Genomic DNA, 16051 nt, shown 5'->3' with positions numbered 1-16051 from the left:
TGCATGGCAACTAGAAAGAAGAAGAGTGTCGGCGAGGTCCAAACGGGCCCGGACGGACTTTGGATCACGGTAAGGGCGATCGGTCGGGCGCATGGAGTAGCGTCGATTGACTTCACATTTCTTCGGAGTTGGATCGGACCTCGCGGTCAAGCCGCATTTGTCGATGCAATTGTCAAGCTATCAAGGCGCTACGTCGCGGCCCAGAACACGTACTCGGTTCGCTGCGTCCTTCAGTTCTGGCAGGCCCTCGGTGCAAGAAGGGGGTGGTCGGCTCCAAGTCGTCGAATGAGTTCCGCTGCCTTGGTCGCGCAATTGTCTGATCTTCGGGGTGAGTTCTACGCGGCCAGAGCGGCGGTTGGAGTCGCGCTAACTACGATCACGAATCAGTGGACCAGCTTTGTTCGATTCATCCCCTGTCTTGTTCAGACCGGTGCAATCAACTTCGTCGAATCGAAATTGGCTGCCATCTCCGCTCCGCCTCGCGCGCTCATCATTGCGGATAGGGAGCATGCTGCAAACTCACCAGTGTGCCTGAACAACGCCCCAAAGACTTTGAATTCGGCACAGAACTCATACAACGACAATCTCTTCGAGTCGATCTCAATCGTTGATGGAAGTGCAGAGTACCTAGATCGCTATCAGGAAAAACTTGGGAAGGCAGTAAACACGATTCTCCGCTGCGCAGTGAAGGACTTCGAGGAGTTCGTGGCTCAACGAGAGAGAGGCTTGGCTGAAATTAGCCGTTTCGATGTAGGTTCACTACATGAGCTTAAGGCGCATCGCCGAGGCGGATTCTCCCGAGAGAACTGGGGGCACCTGCTGAATCAAGAGCGATATGAGAAGGGTCTCAGGATTGCCTTGGGGATATGCGTCTTTGATATGGGCGGGATTCCTAGGCAGCGACGCAAATTCGATGTGAAGTCGAGCAAGGCATCCATCTTAGATGGGTCTAGCAGAATCTGGGACTTCGTTTCTTCGTTCGGAAAGAACGAGCTCCTGCCATACCTTGGCATCATGAGTAGCAAGCAGGCGGCGGTCTGCATACTGATCCTACTCATTGAACACCCGATTCTTAACCCGGTGGCGTTGTACAGGGCCAGGATAGAAAGGGATCGTCATGGTGGAACCTACATCTCCTCCGATGGTCTTGTCGGAAAAGGGGGTATTCGCTTTAGCGTGGAGAAGCTGCGTGCGGGTGAGGAGAAGAGTGTGGAGCTTTCGCCTCTTGCCCAGCGAGTTCTTGTGAAGGTCTTCGAGTGGACCGAGCCCGTACGTACTCGGATGATCCAGGAAGGGAGAAGGAAGGATGCAAACCATCTTTGGATTGGCATCAGTAGCCTCGACTACCGTTTGAAAGCCTTCTCGGAGAAAGCGTTCCTGAATGCACTTGGTGCATCTGAAGCTTGGCGCAGTGTCAGGGGAGCCGGCATGGTCACCCGGGCAACGAACTTCGGGGAGCGCCATGCCGAGCTCGCTCCATGGAGAGAGAAGCTCACCTACAAGAATCTACGAATGAACTCCGGAGTGCTAAAGTTCCTTGAGGCAGATGGTGATCTTGTCGTAGCGGCGAGGATATTTGGCCACCGATCGGTCAAGACGACCTTGGGGCACTACGTCCCAAATGCCCTTCGCATCGCCTTGTTTGAGAGGCAGGTTAGGCGGCACCAGAACAGACTGATCGTTCAAGCATTTTCTGATCACGAGCGGCTTCTTGAAGTGTCGGATTTCTCGACGGTTGAGGACCTCCACCTGTTCCTCTCGGGTAGCGCGGACGAGGCTGCTGAAGCTCAGGTTCCCCGCCGTGTGTACAAGGCCGCTTCTCCTGGCGCGGGACTGATCCTCTGTAAGGATCCTGATGCGCTGGCGGTTGCAATGCTCTACCGGGATCGCTTGGAAAGCGCCAGTGCGACCTTCCTGGATCGACCTGATCTCCGGACCGGAGTTGCCCCGCGATTCTGGAGAGACTTTGTGGATGCGCTGACTGCGCCATTGCCCCCGGCATTGATTGAGATCACTGATCTTGTCGAGTGTGCATTGGCTAGAAAGACTGTCATCATTTCTCGCATTCGGCTGCCGGAGATCCGGTGATGGCTCAACTTCCCTCGGAGGTCCTGTCCTTCTTCAGTCGGACCCAAACCGGTTTGAGCCCATTAGTGCGTCCGTGGTGGCTGAAATCCGCGGTCCACGAATCTGTATGGAGAGTTGAGACGGGAAAGAGAGATCTGCGCCAAGTCGGTGAGAAGAGTCGCAGTGGGCAGGTTCTGAGATGGGATCTACTGCTACCAACGGGACGATTGAGCACATCATCTCACGCAGTTATCTGTGAACAATGTAAGGCGTTGATCATCGCCGTAGCGAAGGTCCGTGGATCAACCCGGTCGCTCAGATCAGTTCACGGCGCACTGTTTCTCTTCGCAGAGTTCTTGGCCCTTAAGTACGAAGAGAAGTTCCTGCGTGACGGACTCCTAGTCGCTCATCTGGACGACGTAGAGGCATTCATGGAGTCCTATGCTGAGGCGGGGTCTTGCGGGACGGGGCGGTTCATTGAGCGGCTTAGCTCTTACCTTTCGGCTGAGATTCCGTTGGAACGGTTAGACGCGGATGAGGTTAGGAACCACTTTGGTTTGACGGAAACAAACCAGTTGAGTTTGGTCGCCATTGGCGCGGCTATATCGGTGGACTGGCAGAGGCTGCGCAGTAGTCCCGCATTTCGGAGCCATCTGACCCAGTACGGGTACCGAGGAGAACGCGACTTAAGCCGCGGCGCTCGTACCACCAGCGGCTATGCGGATATCTTTCCGCTACTGGCTCAGGCCTCGCACTCCGTCCAGAGCCTGAGCGCGTGGGCTTTGAGCAATGTTCGCGAGGTTCGCGATGCTTGCCGACCTTTTCGCAGAGAACAGTCGGGCCGCACGGCGACATTGCCACCGACCGTCTGTAGGCAGTTTGTTAGGTCAGCGTGTGCGTGGATGCTTGAGGAGGCGCCTGCATTGGAGGCTCACCTTGCAGGGTTGATTGATGAAATCGCCCAAAGTGGTGACCTTGGCCACCGGTCGCCAACTGCATTGTTGAAGGATGCGGAAGCGCTGATTGAAACCGGTCCACTAGTACGCTGTTCGAGGTTCGTTTCCCAGCGTTTCAGGGAGAGAGGGGATGACAGGTACTGTGATTTGGAACCCTATCGGTTGTTCCCTTTGGTTCTCGGACTGATCCGAATCCATCTAGGAGTTTGCTTTGGACTTGTGGCCTTGTTTGCTTGTGCAAGGAGATCCGAGATCATTGACATGGGGTTGCATGCGCTCCTGACATCTGATGGTCGCTACCACTTGACGATTCACCAGGCAAAGCGGGGGGAAGGGAACGAGAGGCCGAGGTTTGACAAGCCTGTGCCACGTATCGTTGCCATGGCGATATCGATCATGAACAATCTCAGGACGCAACTACTTCGGGTGATGCCCAGGGAGGATGCGTTGCTGGATGATCGCGTGATGTTCTTCGTCGGAATGCAGGGCATCAGGCCATTCAGTGAGAATCATCCGCGCGTCGTTCTCCAGCTCATAAGTGACTACTTTGATCTCCGTGGCCCCGACGGAAAGCGATGGGTGCTTGAGCCTCATCAACTGCGAAGGAGCTTTGCTATGACATTCTTTCATTCGGAGGGGGAAGAGTCATCTCTACCTGCGCTCGCGTGGCTCATGGGTCATCATGATGTCGAGGAGACTTGGAGATACGTGAAGGAGTCTATGACGGGCAAGGAGATCAGTCATGCAGAAGCCTGTTTGGCGATGGCGGCTGTGAACTCAGGTGATGGCTCGGAATCTGCCCAAAAATTGAAGACGCTTCTTCTCGAGCACTTCGGAAGCGACGATCTCGCTGTTCTCGATCATGATGATGTCTTGGAGTATCTGGAGATGCTCTCTGAGGAGCGAAAGATCAGTGTCAAGCCGATTCAGATTACAACCGGCGATCGTAGTACGTTCACAATCCTCATTTCGCACAGAGGGGAATGATGCCAAGGCTCAGTAAAGGACAGGTAGCTGCGGGTGTGCGGGACAAGCAGCTTCGTGCTGAACGGAGTGTTCGGGGCATCATCGCCATCCTGGACGAGGCGGTGGCAGTTGGGTCCCTTCTTGAAGAGCATAGTGATCTCTTTAGACGCATGAGTGATCTTGCCGGGATGAATGATGAGGCTCGAGGCATCTTTCCGATGTCGGTTCGAACACTCAGGAACAATGTGGAATCGCTGTACCCAGGCGGGATGGAAGCGTTTAGGCGTGCCATCGGAGAGCTTCTGGGGGCCGCGAGGAAGCCTGTTGCACAGCAGGAAGATGAGGCTTGGCTGGAGGATGCTGTTCTGGACATGACCGCTAGGTACAGTGATCTCGTGCAACGCTTCAAGAGGCTGGCTCTTGGATCGGAGGTCGCAGCCGATGAGCTAAAGCGACACTTCGATCGGTACCGCGGCTCTAGCTCCCTGCGGGTAGTGAAGTGAAGATTGATGGTGGTTTGTGTAGGAGGGCCAGCAATCAATTCCGGTTACCGGGGGTTGGACGCGTCACCTCGTTCCTCGATAGGGGCGCCGCAGGAGGCATGAAGGTGGTGTTCTTCCCAAACGGCCGTTCTTGCTGGGAAGTGAATGCGTACCTAGTTCATTGCCGACGCCTTGGGCTGACGGTAGGTACGATATCCACCTATGCGAGTGAGCTAAGCCTGCTGGTACGATTTCTGTACTTGCGTCGCCTGGAGCTGAGAGAGATCGATGATGATCATCTGATCGAGTTTGCTGATTGGCTGGTGGTTCGGGATGAGTCCAGCGCAAGGCACATCAATCGTATCCTCTCACGTGTTCTCGCTTTCATTGGCTGGGCCGAATGTATCAGTCTCGGCCCTTCCCAGATCGGCCGGCTTGGTGAGCAGGCGATTATCACGGTTGAAAGGCGCGTGGTGAGGACGAAACGGCTGGACCGGGTGTCCTCGGACAGGCATGCAGCGATGCTTCCAAGTGGTGCAAAGCGAGTCGTACGACCAATGCCTCTTGAGGTATTTCGCCGACTCCTGGCGCAGTGCGAGCGAAGCGCGAAGCGCACCTTTGTAAAGAGTCGCAATCGCGCGATGCTCCTGATACTCGCGGATACCGGGATCAGGCGCGAAGAGCTTGTTTGGATCAGGGTCACCGATGTACTTGATGCATCGAAGGGTGATGGCATGCTGAAGGTGCGGACCTCGAAGAGGAGGGGGAACCCTATACGTCTGGTTCCTGTTCCCGCACTAACTTTGCAGGAGGTCATGAAGTACATCAGGGTGCAACGGGAAATGCATATGCGCCGCCATACCAAGTCCGGACGGGGGAGTCGCGACAAGGGTTGGGTCTTCTGCTCTCAGAGCGGTTCAAGGCTAGCTGCTGCAACGGTGAGCCAGACTTTCTCGGATCTGCGGGCGCTTGCCGGAGTTTCAGAGCGCGCTACGGCTCATATGCTTCGACACAGGTACATAACTCTTCAGGTCATCGATCGGATCAAGAGGCTTCGAAACATTGGGATTCTTGGCGTTGAGGCAGCAGCAACGGTACTCGCACAGGTGGCTTCTTTAAGCGGCCACTCCAATCCTACTAGCATGTGGGACTACATTGACTGGGCCTATCAGGAAATGGCCTCGGATGCCGAGAACCGCGGGACCTTGGAGATTGGCGAGCTCATCCGGGAACTGGAGGTTTTTGGTGATGCGGCGATAGAAAGCTCCGAAGGGAAAGCCCTGCTTAGCCGGGTTCGTAGCGCACTTGCTTCGCAGCTTGAGAAGGCTCCGAAACTGGGTGTACTCGCCCACCAAGGGATGGGGCTGGGATGAACTGCTTGTGCAGGGGCGCCGGTGGTATGGGTGAGAGCCCTTTGCTGTTGGTGTGGTGCGGGCGATCCAGCACCTCTAGTAGCCGGAAGCGACGTCCATCGAACAGGGCGTCACTGGGGACAGTGAATGTCCTACAGAGTATTGGGTGTCGTGACCACCTTGATCGGTTGCCGGCGACGCCGTAAAAAGCGCCTTCTTCCTTGCGGATGCGATGCACACGCTTGTGGTCGTCCCACCAGGCGTCCCAGCGAAGCATCACCAACACGGGCTCACAGCCATAATGGATGCGCGCGTGAGTGCCCGAAAGCACATGGTTCGCGTTCCGAGTCGCCCTTGCACTGACCGGAATTCAATCGTTGGCGGTCGTGCTGTTCGCTGGCGTCGTACTTCGAGCGTGTAGCTCGTTTCCCTCGGTGCCCTCTCCGCTGGATGCTCAGGCATTCTGGGCAACGGTAGCGTGCTTGATCGTCGGCCGCACCGTCTTCGCTATAGGTTCCCAGAGCCTTGGGCCAGGCATTGCTCGGTCACGCGTGTTGCGCTGCTGGTCGGAACCGAACCGCTTTCGGAGCGCTATTTGACTCTATTTGGATGGGTGAGGTCATTGGAAAAGCGGCTTGGGCGGGGGCGAGGCCGGACAGTCCGGAGGAGCGCTTGGGCTGGCGCCGATACCGATTGTGCTCAACGTCCCGCGGGAACCAGCCCAAAGCGCATCAGCTGAGCGGGTGCAGCTGGGCTGCTGACGTGAAACTCTGATATCCGCTTCTGGCCGAAAGCGGACGCTTAGCTCAGTGGCTGTCTATACGGCACATTCCTGGTCGGCGTGCTGACGGAGATTACCAAGTGGGTCAAGCGGAGCGGGCGAGGGATTGAACGGCGCTCCGGCAATAGCACACGCGTCGGCTGGCGTCGCGGCAGGTGAGATGGGCTGGGCTTAGCTTTTTGCCAAACTCGGCGGAAGGCGGCATAGTCTTGCACATATTACCGATCAAGCACTTAGCGGATATTCCCATGGCCAAGAAGGGCAAGGCAGCCAACCAAGCTCTCTTTGAGGAAGACTACGTGCTGCGGTCACTCGGGCGGATTGGCTATGACCCAGATATGGCGCTCACTGAGCTGGTGGCCAACACGTGGGATGCAGGGGCTGCCAGGGTTGCCGTGATCATCCCCGAGGAAACAAGTGGCATGCTGTCGGTCGAAGACGATGGCCACGGGATGACCGAGGACCAGTTTCGCAAGCGCTGGATGACCTTGGGATACAACAGGCATCGAAGCCAAGGGGCGAACGTCCAGTTTCCTTCCGAACGCGACGATTGGGTACGCATGGCCTTCGGACGCAACGGTATTGGTCGCCATGGCTTGTTGTGCTTTTCTGATCATTACACGGTCGAAACTTGGACAAATGGCGTTCTTTCTACCTTCGTGATTGGGACCCGAAATCAGCCGTCGCCGTTCTACATCCAAAGCCATGAGACAGCCACCCGTTCGGGCCATGGCACCCGGTTGTTGGTGGAGGTTGAACGCCACCGCCCAGATCCAGATCGGATCAGGACGGTCCTGTCAGGACGCTTCCTGCACGATCCGCAGTTCGTCGTTTCGGTGAACGGCCAGTCCGTCCCGCTGTCTGAGCATGAGGGCCTTCTGGAGGAACGCAAGATTCAGGTCGAACCTGGCTTTGATGTCACGGCGTATGTGGTGGACACAACACGCACAGCGAAATCCACCCGCTACCAAGGCGTAGCGTTTTGGGTGAGCAATCGGTTGGTCGGGCTGCCGAGTTGGACCGTTGGGCCGATGGTCGTTCTGGATGGGCGGGTGCGCTTTGCCAAGCGCTATGCCCTCGTGATTGAGTGCGGATCGGAGTGGCTTTCCGAAATCGAACCAGACTGGTCGAAGTTCAAGACTACGGAGCGAACTGATCACCTTTTCGAAGCGGCCAACGGGTATGCCCAGGAAATGGTCGAGAAGTTGTCGGCCCACCTGATCGAGGAGAACTCAGAAGACGCGCTCTACAAGAATCGAGAGGATCTGCGGACGCTACCTAGGCGATCCATGCTTGAAGTAGCCCAGTTCACAAAGACCGTGGTGCATGACCAGCCAGGGATACCGCCGGAGACCCTCAACAAGGTCGTCAAAGCGGTTATCAAGATTCAGAAGGCACGAAGCGGTTCAAGTTTCCTTGACAAGCTGATGCAGCTGGATGAGCACGACATCGACGGGCTGGATCGATTGCTAGGACAGTGGACTGTGGAGGATGCGCTCACGGTTCTGGATGAGATCGACAGTCGTTTGTCCATCATTGCCGCCATGGAGAAGCTCAGCGGCGACCCGGAAGCTGACGAGTTGCATACCCTTCATCCGCTCGTGACGCAGGCGCGTTGGCTGTTTGGGCCGGAGTTCGACAGTTCGGAGTATGCGTCGAACAACACCCTGCGAACAGTCGCCACCAGTCTATTCAAAGCGAGAAAGCAGAATCAGACCTTTGCTAATGCTGCGAAGCGCCCCGACATCGTCGTCCTCTCCGATGCCACTCTCTCAATCGTCGGGACGGAAAGTTTTGATACCGGCAAGGATCAGCTCGTGATGATGCGCGATGTCCTGCTCATCGAGTTGAAAAAAGGGCGTTCTGAAATCGGTCGCAAAGAAATGAATCAGGCGGCAGAGTATGTCGATGAACTTGTCTCCAGCGGAGGCATACAGGGTGGGCCTTTCTTCCATGCCTTCGTGGTCGGCCATTCGGTCGCATCCAATATCCCAACTGTCAATAACCTGGAATACAACGGAGCCCAGCGCGGACGGGTAACAGCGACCACTTACAACCAGCTCGCATTGACAGCAAACCGGCGCCTCCATGGGCTAAAGGCAAGAATACCCTCACGGTACGAGGAGGTTTCTGGTTACGAGCTTGTCCAGAAAGTCATGGGGACGCCAAGCCAAGCATCGTTCGCTCCGCTGGCAGAGTAGGGCGGTGTCTAGCCCGGGTTAGGCGATCGCTTATGGCCGAAAGCAGACATCGTTGACGAATCCCGCTGGGGCAGAGCTCCCGGAAGGCCTATTCAGAAACCACGTTCATCAACTGCTAGTGTTCGAGGGGAAGCCGCCCTGGCAGCCGTATGAAGTATGTGGACGAGGAGATCTGCAGATGAACAACCTTGATGACTGGCTTGCAAAAGCCGCAAACGCAACGCGCGCAGATGCCAGCGCGGGAACCGATGCGCTGCTGGCCCGCCTGGCCCAGGAGCCGCCACCTGCCAAGTGGGCGGGACGCCGCGAGCTCCGCCGCGCTGTGACCTGTGCTGCGTTGTCTGCGGTGCTGACCTGTGGCGGGGTGGGCTCTGCATTCCTCGTCACCCAGTCCAACCCGCGGCCCACCTGGGTCGCGGCGCCGTCTGCCATGTCCCCCTACGCCCTGCTGGTGGAACGCTGATGGCTATCGGAACCGCCATGCGCCTGCCTTTGGCGACCTTGGCCGGCGCGGTCATCGGCGTGGTTTGCGCCCTGGGGATCGGCTGGGGCTGGCACTACCTCAACCCTGGCCACAGCGACCTGCATGAACGGCTGCACGCCGTGGTGCCCCTGGACAATTCGGAGAAGGACATCCTGCAGGCCAAAGAGCAGCTCTTTGCGACGCGCAGGGGCGAGATCGAGGCGCGCTTGCGAATCGCCAACCGTCAACTTGCCGATGCCATTGCGGCCGATCCTCGCTGGAGTCCGCAGGTAGAGGCGGCAAGCAGGGAGGTCGAGCGTGCGGCGGGTGATCTGCAGCGTATCACGCTGGAGCACGTCTTCGAGATGCGTGCAGGGCTGAAGCCCGATCACCGCGCTGCCTACGACAAGGCGCTGCTGGACGCACTGCGCAACGATTCCCCTTGAAAGCATGGCCTGAGCGTGACGATCGAGGAAGACAACAACTGGGCCGTCGAAGCTGCTGCGGGTGACCCAGCGGCATTCGCGCGCCTGGTGCGCAGGCACTCGCCGGCCATCACACAGATGGTGCGAGGCATGGGCGTTCCGGAAACCGACGTGGACGACGTCGTGCAGGAAACGTTCGTGTCGGCGTGGCGCGCGTTGGCTGAGTATGACCCCGCTCGCCCGGTGCTTCCGTGGTTGATGCGTATCGGAATCAACAAGGTTCGCGATACCCAGCGTTTCCGCCGCGTGCGTTACTTCCTATTCAAGGCCCGGCCCATCGACGATGAAGAGAGCCGGACGCTGGTATCGGACCAGGCCGGCCCGGAACAGAGCGCCAGTTCCAGCCTTGAACTCGCCAGCGTGATGCGCGTGCTCGACAGCATCGATCCCGCCTTACGCGAGGCACTGGTGCTGACGGCATTCGTCGGTCTGTCCCAGGTTGAAGCGGCCGCTGCGCTGGGAATCAGCCTGAAAACGATCGAAGGCCGCGTACTTCGCGCCCGGGCAAAACTGGCCTCGGCGTTGGGTCGTTAGAAAAAAATCTCCCAGATGTGAGGGGAGCGGCACACAGGCCGCGTAGTGCATGAGACGACCGCTGATGCGGCATCACTGCACTGGACCCCTGGATGAAGTACTCATTGCTTGCCTTGTCGACACTGCTGGCGCTGTTCGGCACATCGGTGGCGTGGGCCGCCGACGCGCCCACCTACGAAGATCTACTGGAACAGAGCAGGGCGCAATCGCCTTACCTGCAGGAAAAGCGCTTCGACACCGCAGCGGCCGCCGGCGATGCCCGGCAGGCCAGAGCATTGCGCAACCCCACTATCGACGGCCTTGTCGAGAATCTCAACGCACCCTTAAGCAATGGCAGCAGCCAGCGCCAGACGACCTACACCCTAACCCAGCCGCTGGAGATCTTCGGCCAGCGGAGCGCGCGTATCCAGGCGGGCGAGAAGGGCCTGCAGGCGGCCGAAGCTCGGCAACACCAAGCGCAGGTTGAGTTCTCGGCAGCGCTGGCGGTGGCCTACGCCGCTGCCGAGGCCAGCCTGATTCGCCGGGCAATCGCGCAGGAGGATGTGGAGCGCGCCGAGGGCGACCTGCGTGCGGCCAAGGCTCTGGTGGAAGCTGGCAAAGAGGCCAGCCTTCGTTCCGCCCAAGCCCAGGCCGGCCTGAGCGCGGCGCAATCGGCTGCTGCCAGTCGCGATGCCGAGACGACGGCTGCTCTTGAGCAGTTGTCGGTGCTGGCCGGCCAGACCGAGACGTACTCAGGTGTGGGCCAGTCCCTTCTAGAGCGCGACTGGCCAACGGTGGGCGCAACCGCAGGCGATGCCACGGCGGTGCTGACAGCCAAGGCGGACGTGGACGCTACCGAAGCCCAACTGCGTATCGAAAGGCTCAAGCGTGCGCCGGACCTGAGCGTGTCTGCAGGGCGTCGCAGCTTTGCAGCAGGTGGGGACGCGCTGGTCGTGGGCCTTTCGCTGTCCGTGCCGCTGTTCGACCGCAACAGTGGCGGCATCAGCGCCGCCCGTGCCCGTACCGACGCGGCCAGGGCGCGATTGGACGCTGCGCGCCTGCAGAGCCAGGCAGATCGCGCTACCGCGTTGTCCCAGGTGGCTGCGGCACGACGCGGCCTCGAGGCAGCTGCCGAGGGTGAAAAAGCCGCGGCCGAGGCCTACCGCATGGGCCGTCTGGGGTACGAGGCCGGCCGCACGCCCCTGGTGGAACTGCTGCTCAGCCGCCGCACGTTGACAGAAGCGCGGCTGACCGTGGTCGATGCGCGCCTTGCCCGGGTCCGTGCCTACGCATCACTTGCAATGGCCAATGGCCAGATCGTCTTCGGAGACCGTTGAATGAAGCGAAACACCCCTTCCGTGAATACTCTGGGCATGCTCGGCGTCGCCGCGCTGGCGCTTGGCGCAGGCTTCGGCATCGCCCGCCTTTCGCAGTCCTCCAGCGCGCCTGCCCCGGCAGACGCTGCGCCCACTGCCGCTGAAGATACCGGCGGCGTGCAGGCCGTTGCCATTCCCGATGCATATCTTGGAGCAGCCGGTATTGCCGTGGAGGCTGTCACCTCTGCCGACGTGGCAGCCAACATTGGCGCAGCAGGCTCCGTCGTTGCCATTCCGGGTGGCGAAGCCGTGGTTGTATCCAGGGCCGCAGGCAACGTGACCGAGGTGCTTCGCCAGGTGGGCGACAAGGTCGCCAAGGGCGATGTCCTTGCACGGGTCGCCAGCCCTGATGGCGCACGCATTGCAGCAGATCTGCGCGTGGCCAATGCCGGTCTTTCCCTGGCGCAGAAGAACGCCAGCCGGGACCAGTCGCTGTTGGCGCAGGGGGTGCTTGCCCGGCAGGAGGCCGAAGCCAGCCAAGCTGCCTACCTGTCGGCACAGGCCGAAGCGCAACGGGCTGCGCTGGTGGCTCGCACCGCCAACGTCGATGGCGGCGGCAGCGTTTCGGTGGTCAGCCCCATCGCCGGGACCATCAGCAGTTCCCAGGCCACACTGGGTGTATTCGTTGAACCACAGGCCACCCTCTATCGCGTCACCGGCTCGAACGGCGTGGAGGTGCAGGCATCGGTGCGCGCGGGTGATACCAGCCGGATCCGCTCCGGTGATCCTGCCACCATCGTGCGCTCTGACGGCACCGTGGTATCAGGCAAGGTCCGTTCTGTAGCGACGGCGGTGGGAGGATTGACTCGAGCTGCAACCGTGGTGATTACGCCGGAAAACGCTGGCGCCGGACTTGTCGTCGGTGACGGCGTGCAGGTGCGCCTTGTGGCGTCAGCCGGGCAGTCCGGTGGCATGTCCGTTCCCGAAGAAGCCGTGCAGAACATCGATGGCAAAGACGTGCTGTTCGTGCGCACGGAGAAGGGGTTCAACGCCCAGCCCGTGTTCGTAGGCGTGCGTAGTGGTGGAATGGCGCAGATCCTCTCCGGTGTTTCCGCAGGAACCCGCGTAGCAACCCGCAACGCCTTCCTGGTGAAGGCGGAAATGAACAAGTCCGGCGGAGACGAGTGATGATCGAACAGGTGCTTACAGGTGCCGTGCGGCACCGCTGGCTGGTGTTGTTCATCACGCTGGTGATCTCGGTCATCGGTGCCTGGCAGTTGAACATGCTGCCGATCGATGTCACCCCGGACATCACCAACAAGCAGGTGCAGATCAACACCGTCATCCCCACGCTCAGCCCGGTGGAAGTGGAAAAGCGGGTGACCTATCCCATCGAGACCGCGATGGCGGGCCTGCGCGGCGTTGCCAACACGCGTTCGTTCTCGCGCAACGGTTTCAGCCAGGTGACGGTCATCTTCGATGAAAGTGCCGATCTGTACTTCATGCGCCAGCAGGTCACCGAGCGCTTGACCCAGGCCCGGCCGCAGCTTCCCGAAGGCGCCGAGCCGCTGATGGGGCCGGTTTCCACTGGCCTGGGCGAGGTATTCCACTACAGCGTCGAGTTCACACACCCCGATGGCAAGGACGCGCCACGCAACGATGGCAAGCCCGGATGGCAGAGCGATGGCTCGTTCCTGACCGATCAGGGCGATCGCCTGGCCGATGACATGGCGCGCCTAGCGTACCTGCGCACGGTACAGGACTGGATCGTGCGCCCGCAGCTGCGCACGACGCCGGGCGTGGCTGACGTCGACAGCCTGGGCGGCTATGTGAAGGAGTATGTGGTCGAGCCCAATGCAGCCAAGCTTGCTGAGTATGGGTTCTCCTACACCGACCTGGCGAACGCGCTGCAGGATGCAAATCTTTCGGTGGGTGCGGACTACATCCAGCGCTCTGGCGAATCCTATCTGGTGCGAGCTGATGCCCGTATCCGTTCGGTGGATGAGATCGCGCGGGCCGTGGTGGGTAACCGCAACGGTGTTCCGGTCACGGTGGGTGATGTTGCGCGGGTGGTGATCGACGGCGAGCTGCGGCGAGGTGCCGCCAGTCGCAACGGCTACGAGACGGTAGTGGGCAGCGCGCTGATGCTGGTGGGCGCCAACAGCCGCACCGTGGCCGCCGCCGTCGGCGACAAGCTCAAGGAGATCAGCAAGACCATGCCGCCGGGCGTGAGCATCGTCCCGACGCTGGATCGCTCGCAGTTGGTGGTGGCGACCATCAAGACCGTCGCCAAGAACCTGACGGAGGGCGCGCTGCTGGTGGTGGTCATCCTGTTCGCGTTGCTGGGTAACTGGCGTGCGGCAGTGATTGCTGCACTGGTAATTCCGTTGTCCCTGCTCATCACCGCCATCGGCATGAACAAGCTGGGCATCTCCGGCAACCTGATGAGCCTGGGAGCGCTGGATTTTGGACTGATCATCGACGGTGCTGTGATCATTGTCGAAAACTCACTGCGACGATTGGCCGAGCGTCAGCATGCCGAAGGTAGAATCCTCACTCTGAGCGAGCGCCTGCACGAGACCATCGCGTCCTCCAAGGAGATGGTCCGCCCGACGATCTACGGACAGGCGGTCATCTTCCTCGTCTTTGTTCCGTGCCTGACGTTCCAGGGCGTGGAAGGCAAGATGTTCTCGCCGATGGTGATCACCCTGATGCTGGCGCTTGCATCGGCCTTTGTCCTCTCGCTGACATTCGTTCCGGCGATGGTCGCGGTCATGTTGAAGGGCCACATCTCCGAGAAGGAAGTGCGTGTAGTGGCGGCCACGAAGAGCCGTTACCAGCCGTTGCTGCGCAATGCGATCCGGCAACCGATGCCATATCTTGCCGGCGGATTGGGCGTATTGCTGGCCGGCGCGGTGGCGTTCTCCTTCGTCGGACGTGAGTTCATGCCGACACTGGACGAGCAGAACCTGAACCTGTCCTCCGTTCGTATTCCCTCCACCTCCATCGAACAGTCGGTGGCCATCGATCTTCCCTTGGAAAGGGCTGTGCTGACGCTTCCCGAGGTGCAGACCGTCTACTCCAAGGCGGGTACGGCGAGCCTTGCCGCAGACCCCATGCCGCCAAACGCATCGGACAACTACGTCATCCTGAAACCGAAGGACCAGTGGCCTGATGGTGTGAAGACCAAAGAGCAGGTCATCGAGCGCATCCGCGAGAAGACCGCGTTCCTGGTGGGCAACAACTACGACGCCACGCAGCCGATCGAGATGCGCTTCAACGAGCTGATCGGTGGTGTGCGCAGCGACGTGGCGGTGAAGATCTACGGCGAAGACCTGACGGCCTTGGCCACCAGCGCAGACAAAATTGCTGCTGTGCTGAAGAAGATTCCCGGGGCATCGGATGTGCGTGTGGCCCAGACCGGTGGCTTCCCGACCTTCGACATGGCGTTTGATCGCGCAGCGATCGCCCGCTATGGCCTGACCGTGAAGGATGTGGCTGATACGGTGTCGGCCGCGTTGGCCGGACGCCAGGCGGGCCAGATCTTTGAGGGCGATCGCCGCTTCGATGTGGTGGTTCGGCTGCCCCGCGTCGACCGAAGTGATCTGGACGTCCTGGGTGCGGTGCCGGTCATGCTGCCGCCGGGGAATCAGGAAGGCAGCCCTTCGGTGCCGCTGCGTGAGCTGGTCAGCTTCCGCTTCACGCAGGGTCTGAACGAGGTGAGTCGTGACAACGGCAAGCGCCGGATCTATGTAGAGGCCAACGTAGTGGGGCGTGATCTGGGCAGCTTCGTGGACGATGCCAAGGTAGCGATCGCACAGCAGGTGCAACTGCCGACCGGCTCGTGGATCGAGTGGGGCGGGCAGTTCCAGAACCTGCAGGCAGCTACCCAGCGTTTGGCCATCATCGTGCCGCTGTGCTTCATCCTGATTGCCGCGGTGCTGTATATGGCCATCGGCAACGGGCTGTTGACCGGCACTGTGCTGACGGCCGTACCGCTGGCGCTGGCCGGTGGCTTCTTCGCGCTGGCCTTGCGTGGCATTCCGTTCTCGATCTCGGCAGCAGTGGGGTTCATTGCTGTTTCGGGTGTGGCGGTGCTGAACGGACTGGTGTTGATCTCCGCCATCAAGAAGCGTCTGCATGACGGCATGGAGCCGGACGAGGCGGTGGAGCAGGGTGCAATGGAGCGCGTCCGGCCCGTGTTGATGACGGCCTTGGTTGCTTCACTGGGGTTTGTGCCCATGGCGATCGCAACCGGCACGGGTGCTGAAGTGCAGAAGCCGTTGGCAACCGTGGTCATCGGCGGCCTCATCACGGCCACCGTGCTGACCCTGTTCGTCCTGCCGGCACTGTGTGGGCTGGTGCTGCGCAGGACTGCGCGCAGGAAGGCAGCGGGCATCGAGGACCCACTGCCGGCGCCGGAAACCGATTGAGTACGTTCCCTTCCACAGTTTCACGCCCGGCCCTGC

11 protein-coding genes are annotated in these 16051 nt (G+C 60.0%); all 11 read left to right on the top strand.

The genetic code is table 11. The features are described from left to right. Positions 1-285: 285 nt before the first annotated feature. Complete coding sequence (locus ACX9OW_RS14080) at positions 286-2088, top strand: hypothetical protein (RefSeq protein ID WP_143048170.1); 1803 nt, start codon at positions 286-288, stop codon at positions 2086-2088. Positions 2089-2969: 881 nt separating this feature from the next. Further along, a complete protein-coding gene (locus tag ACX9OW_RS14075; protein ID WP_164145927.1) occupies positions 2970-4010 on the top strand; it encodes a site-specific integrase in 1041 nt (346 codons plus the stop codon). Positions 4011-4045: 35 nt separating this feature from the next. Then, complete coding sequence (locus ACX9OW_RS14070) at positions 4046-4492, top strand: hypothetical protein (protein WP_046984166.1); 447 nt, start codon at positions 4046-4048, stop codon at positions 4490-4492. Between the two features lie 98 nt (positions 4493-4590). After that, the gene (locus tag ACX9OW_RS14065; RefSeq protein ID WP_081352257.1) at positions 4591-5844 is read left to right on the top strand and encodes a tyrosine-type recombinase/integrase; all 1254 of its coding nucleotides are present in this window, start codon (positions 4591-4593) and stop codon (positions 5842-5844) included. 1008 nt (positions 5845-6852) lie between these two features. Beyond that, positions 6853-8805 carry an ATP-binding protein gene (locus ACX9OW_RS14060; protein WP_071227722.1) on the top strand — a complete coding sequence of 651 codons (1953 nt, stop codon included), beginning with the start codon at positions 6853-6855 and terminating at the stop codon, positions 8803-8805. Positions 8806-8983: 178 nt separating this feature from the next. Further along, entirely contained in the window at positions 8984-9268 is a 285-nt protein-coding gene (locus ACX9OW_RS14055; RefSeq protein ID WP_046984168.1) for a CnrY/NccY family anti-sigma factor, read from the top strand. Then, the gene (locus tag ACX9OW_RS14050; RefSeq protein ID WP_046984169.1) at positions 9268-9714 is read left to right on the top strand and encodes a periplasmic heavy metal sensor; all 447 of its coding nucleotides are present in this window, start codon (positions 9268-9270) and stop codon (positions 9712-9714) included. Before ACX9OW_RS14055 ends, ACX9OW_RS14050 begins: the two co-directional genes overlap by 1 nt. A 15-nt stretch (positions 9715-9729) precedes the next feature. Next, positions 9730-10287 carry an RNA polymerase sigma factor gene (locus tag ACX9OW_RS14045; protein ID WP_143048169.1) on the top strand — a complete coding sequence of 186 codons (558 nt, stop codon included), beginning with the start codon at positions 9730-9732 and terminating at the stop codon, positions 10285-10287. Positions 10288-10379: 92 nt separating this feature from the next. Beyond that, positions 10380-11603 carry a TolC family protein gene (locus ACX9OW_RS14040; RefSeq protein WP_065428117.1) on the top strand — a complete coding sequence of 408 codons (1224 nt, stop codon included), beginning with the start codon at positions 10380-10382 and terminating at the stop codon, positions 11601-11603. Positions 11604-11624: 21 nt separating this feature from the next. Beyond that, a complete protein-coding gene (locus ACX9OW_RS14035; protein WP_279703664.1) occupies positions 11625-12770 on the top strand; it encodes an efflux RND transporter periplasmic adaptor subunit in 1146 nt (381 codons plus the stop codon). Next, positions 12770-16015: a CusA/CzcA family heavy metal efflux RND transporter gene (locus ACX9OW_RS14030; protein ID WP_071227708.1), complete on the top strand. Its 3246-nt coding sequence runs from the start codon at positions 12770-12772 to the stop codon at positions 16013-16015. Before ACX9OW_RS14035 ends, ACX9OW_RS14030 begins: the two co-directional genes overlap by 1 nt. Positions 16016-16051: the final 36 nt, after the last annotated feature.

The sequence above is a fragment of the Stenotrophomonas genospecies 5 genome (assembly GCF_054473825.1).
Note: the sequence above shows the minus strand (reverse complement) of the source record. Positions and strands in the feature narration are given on the sequence as shown.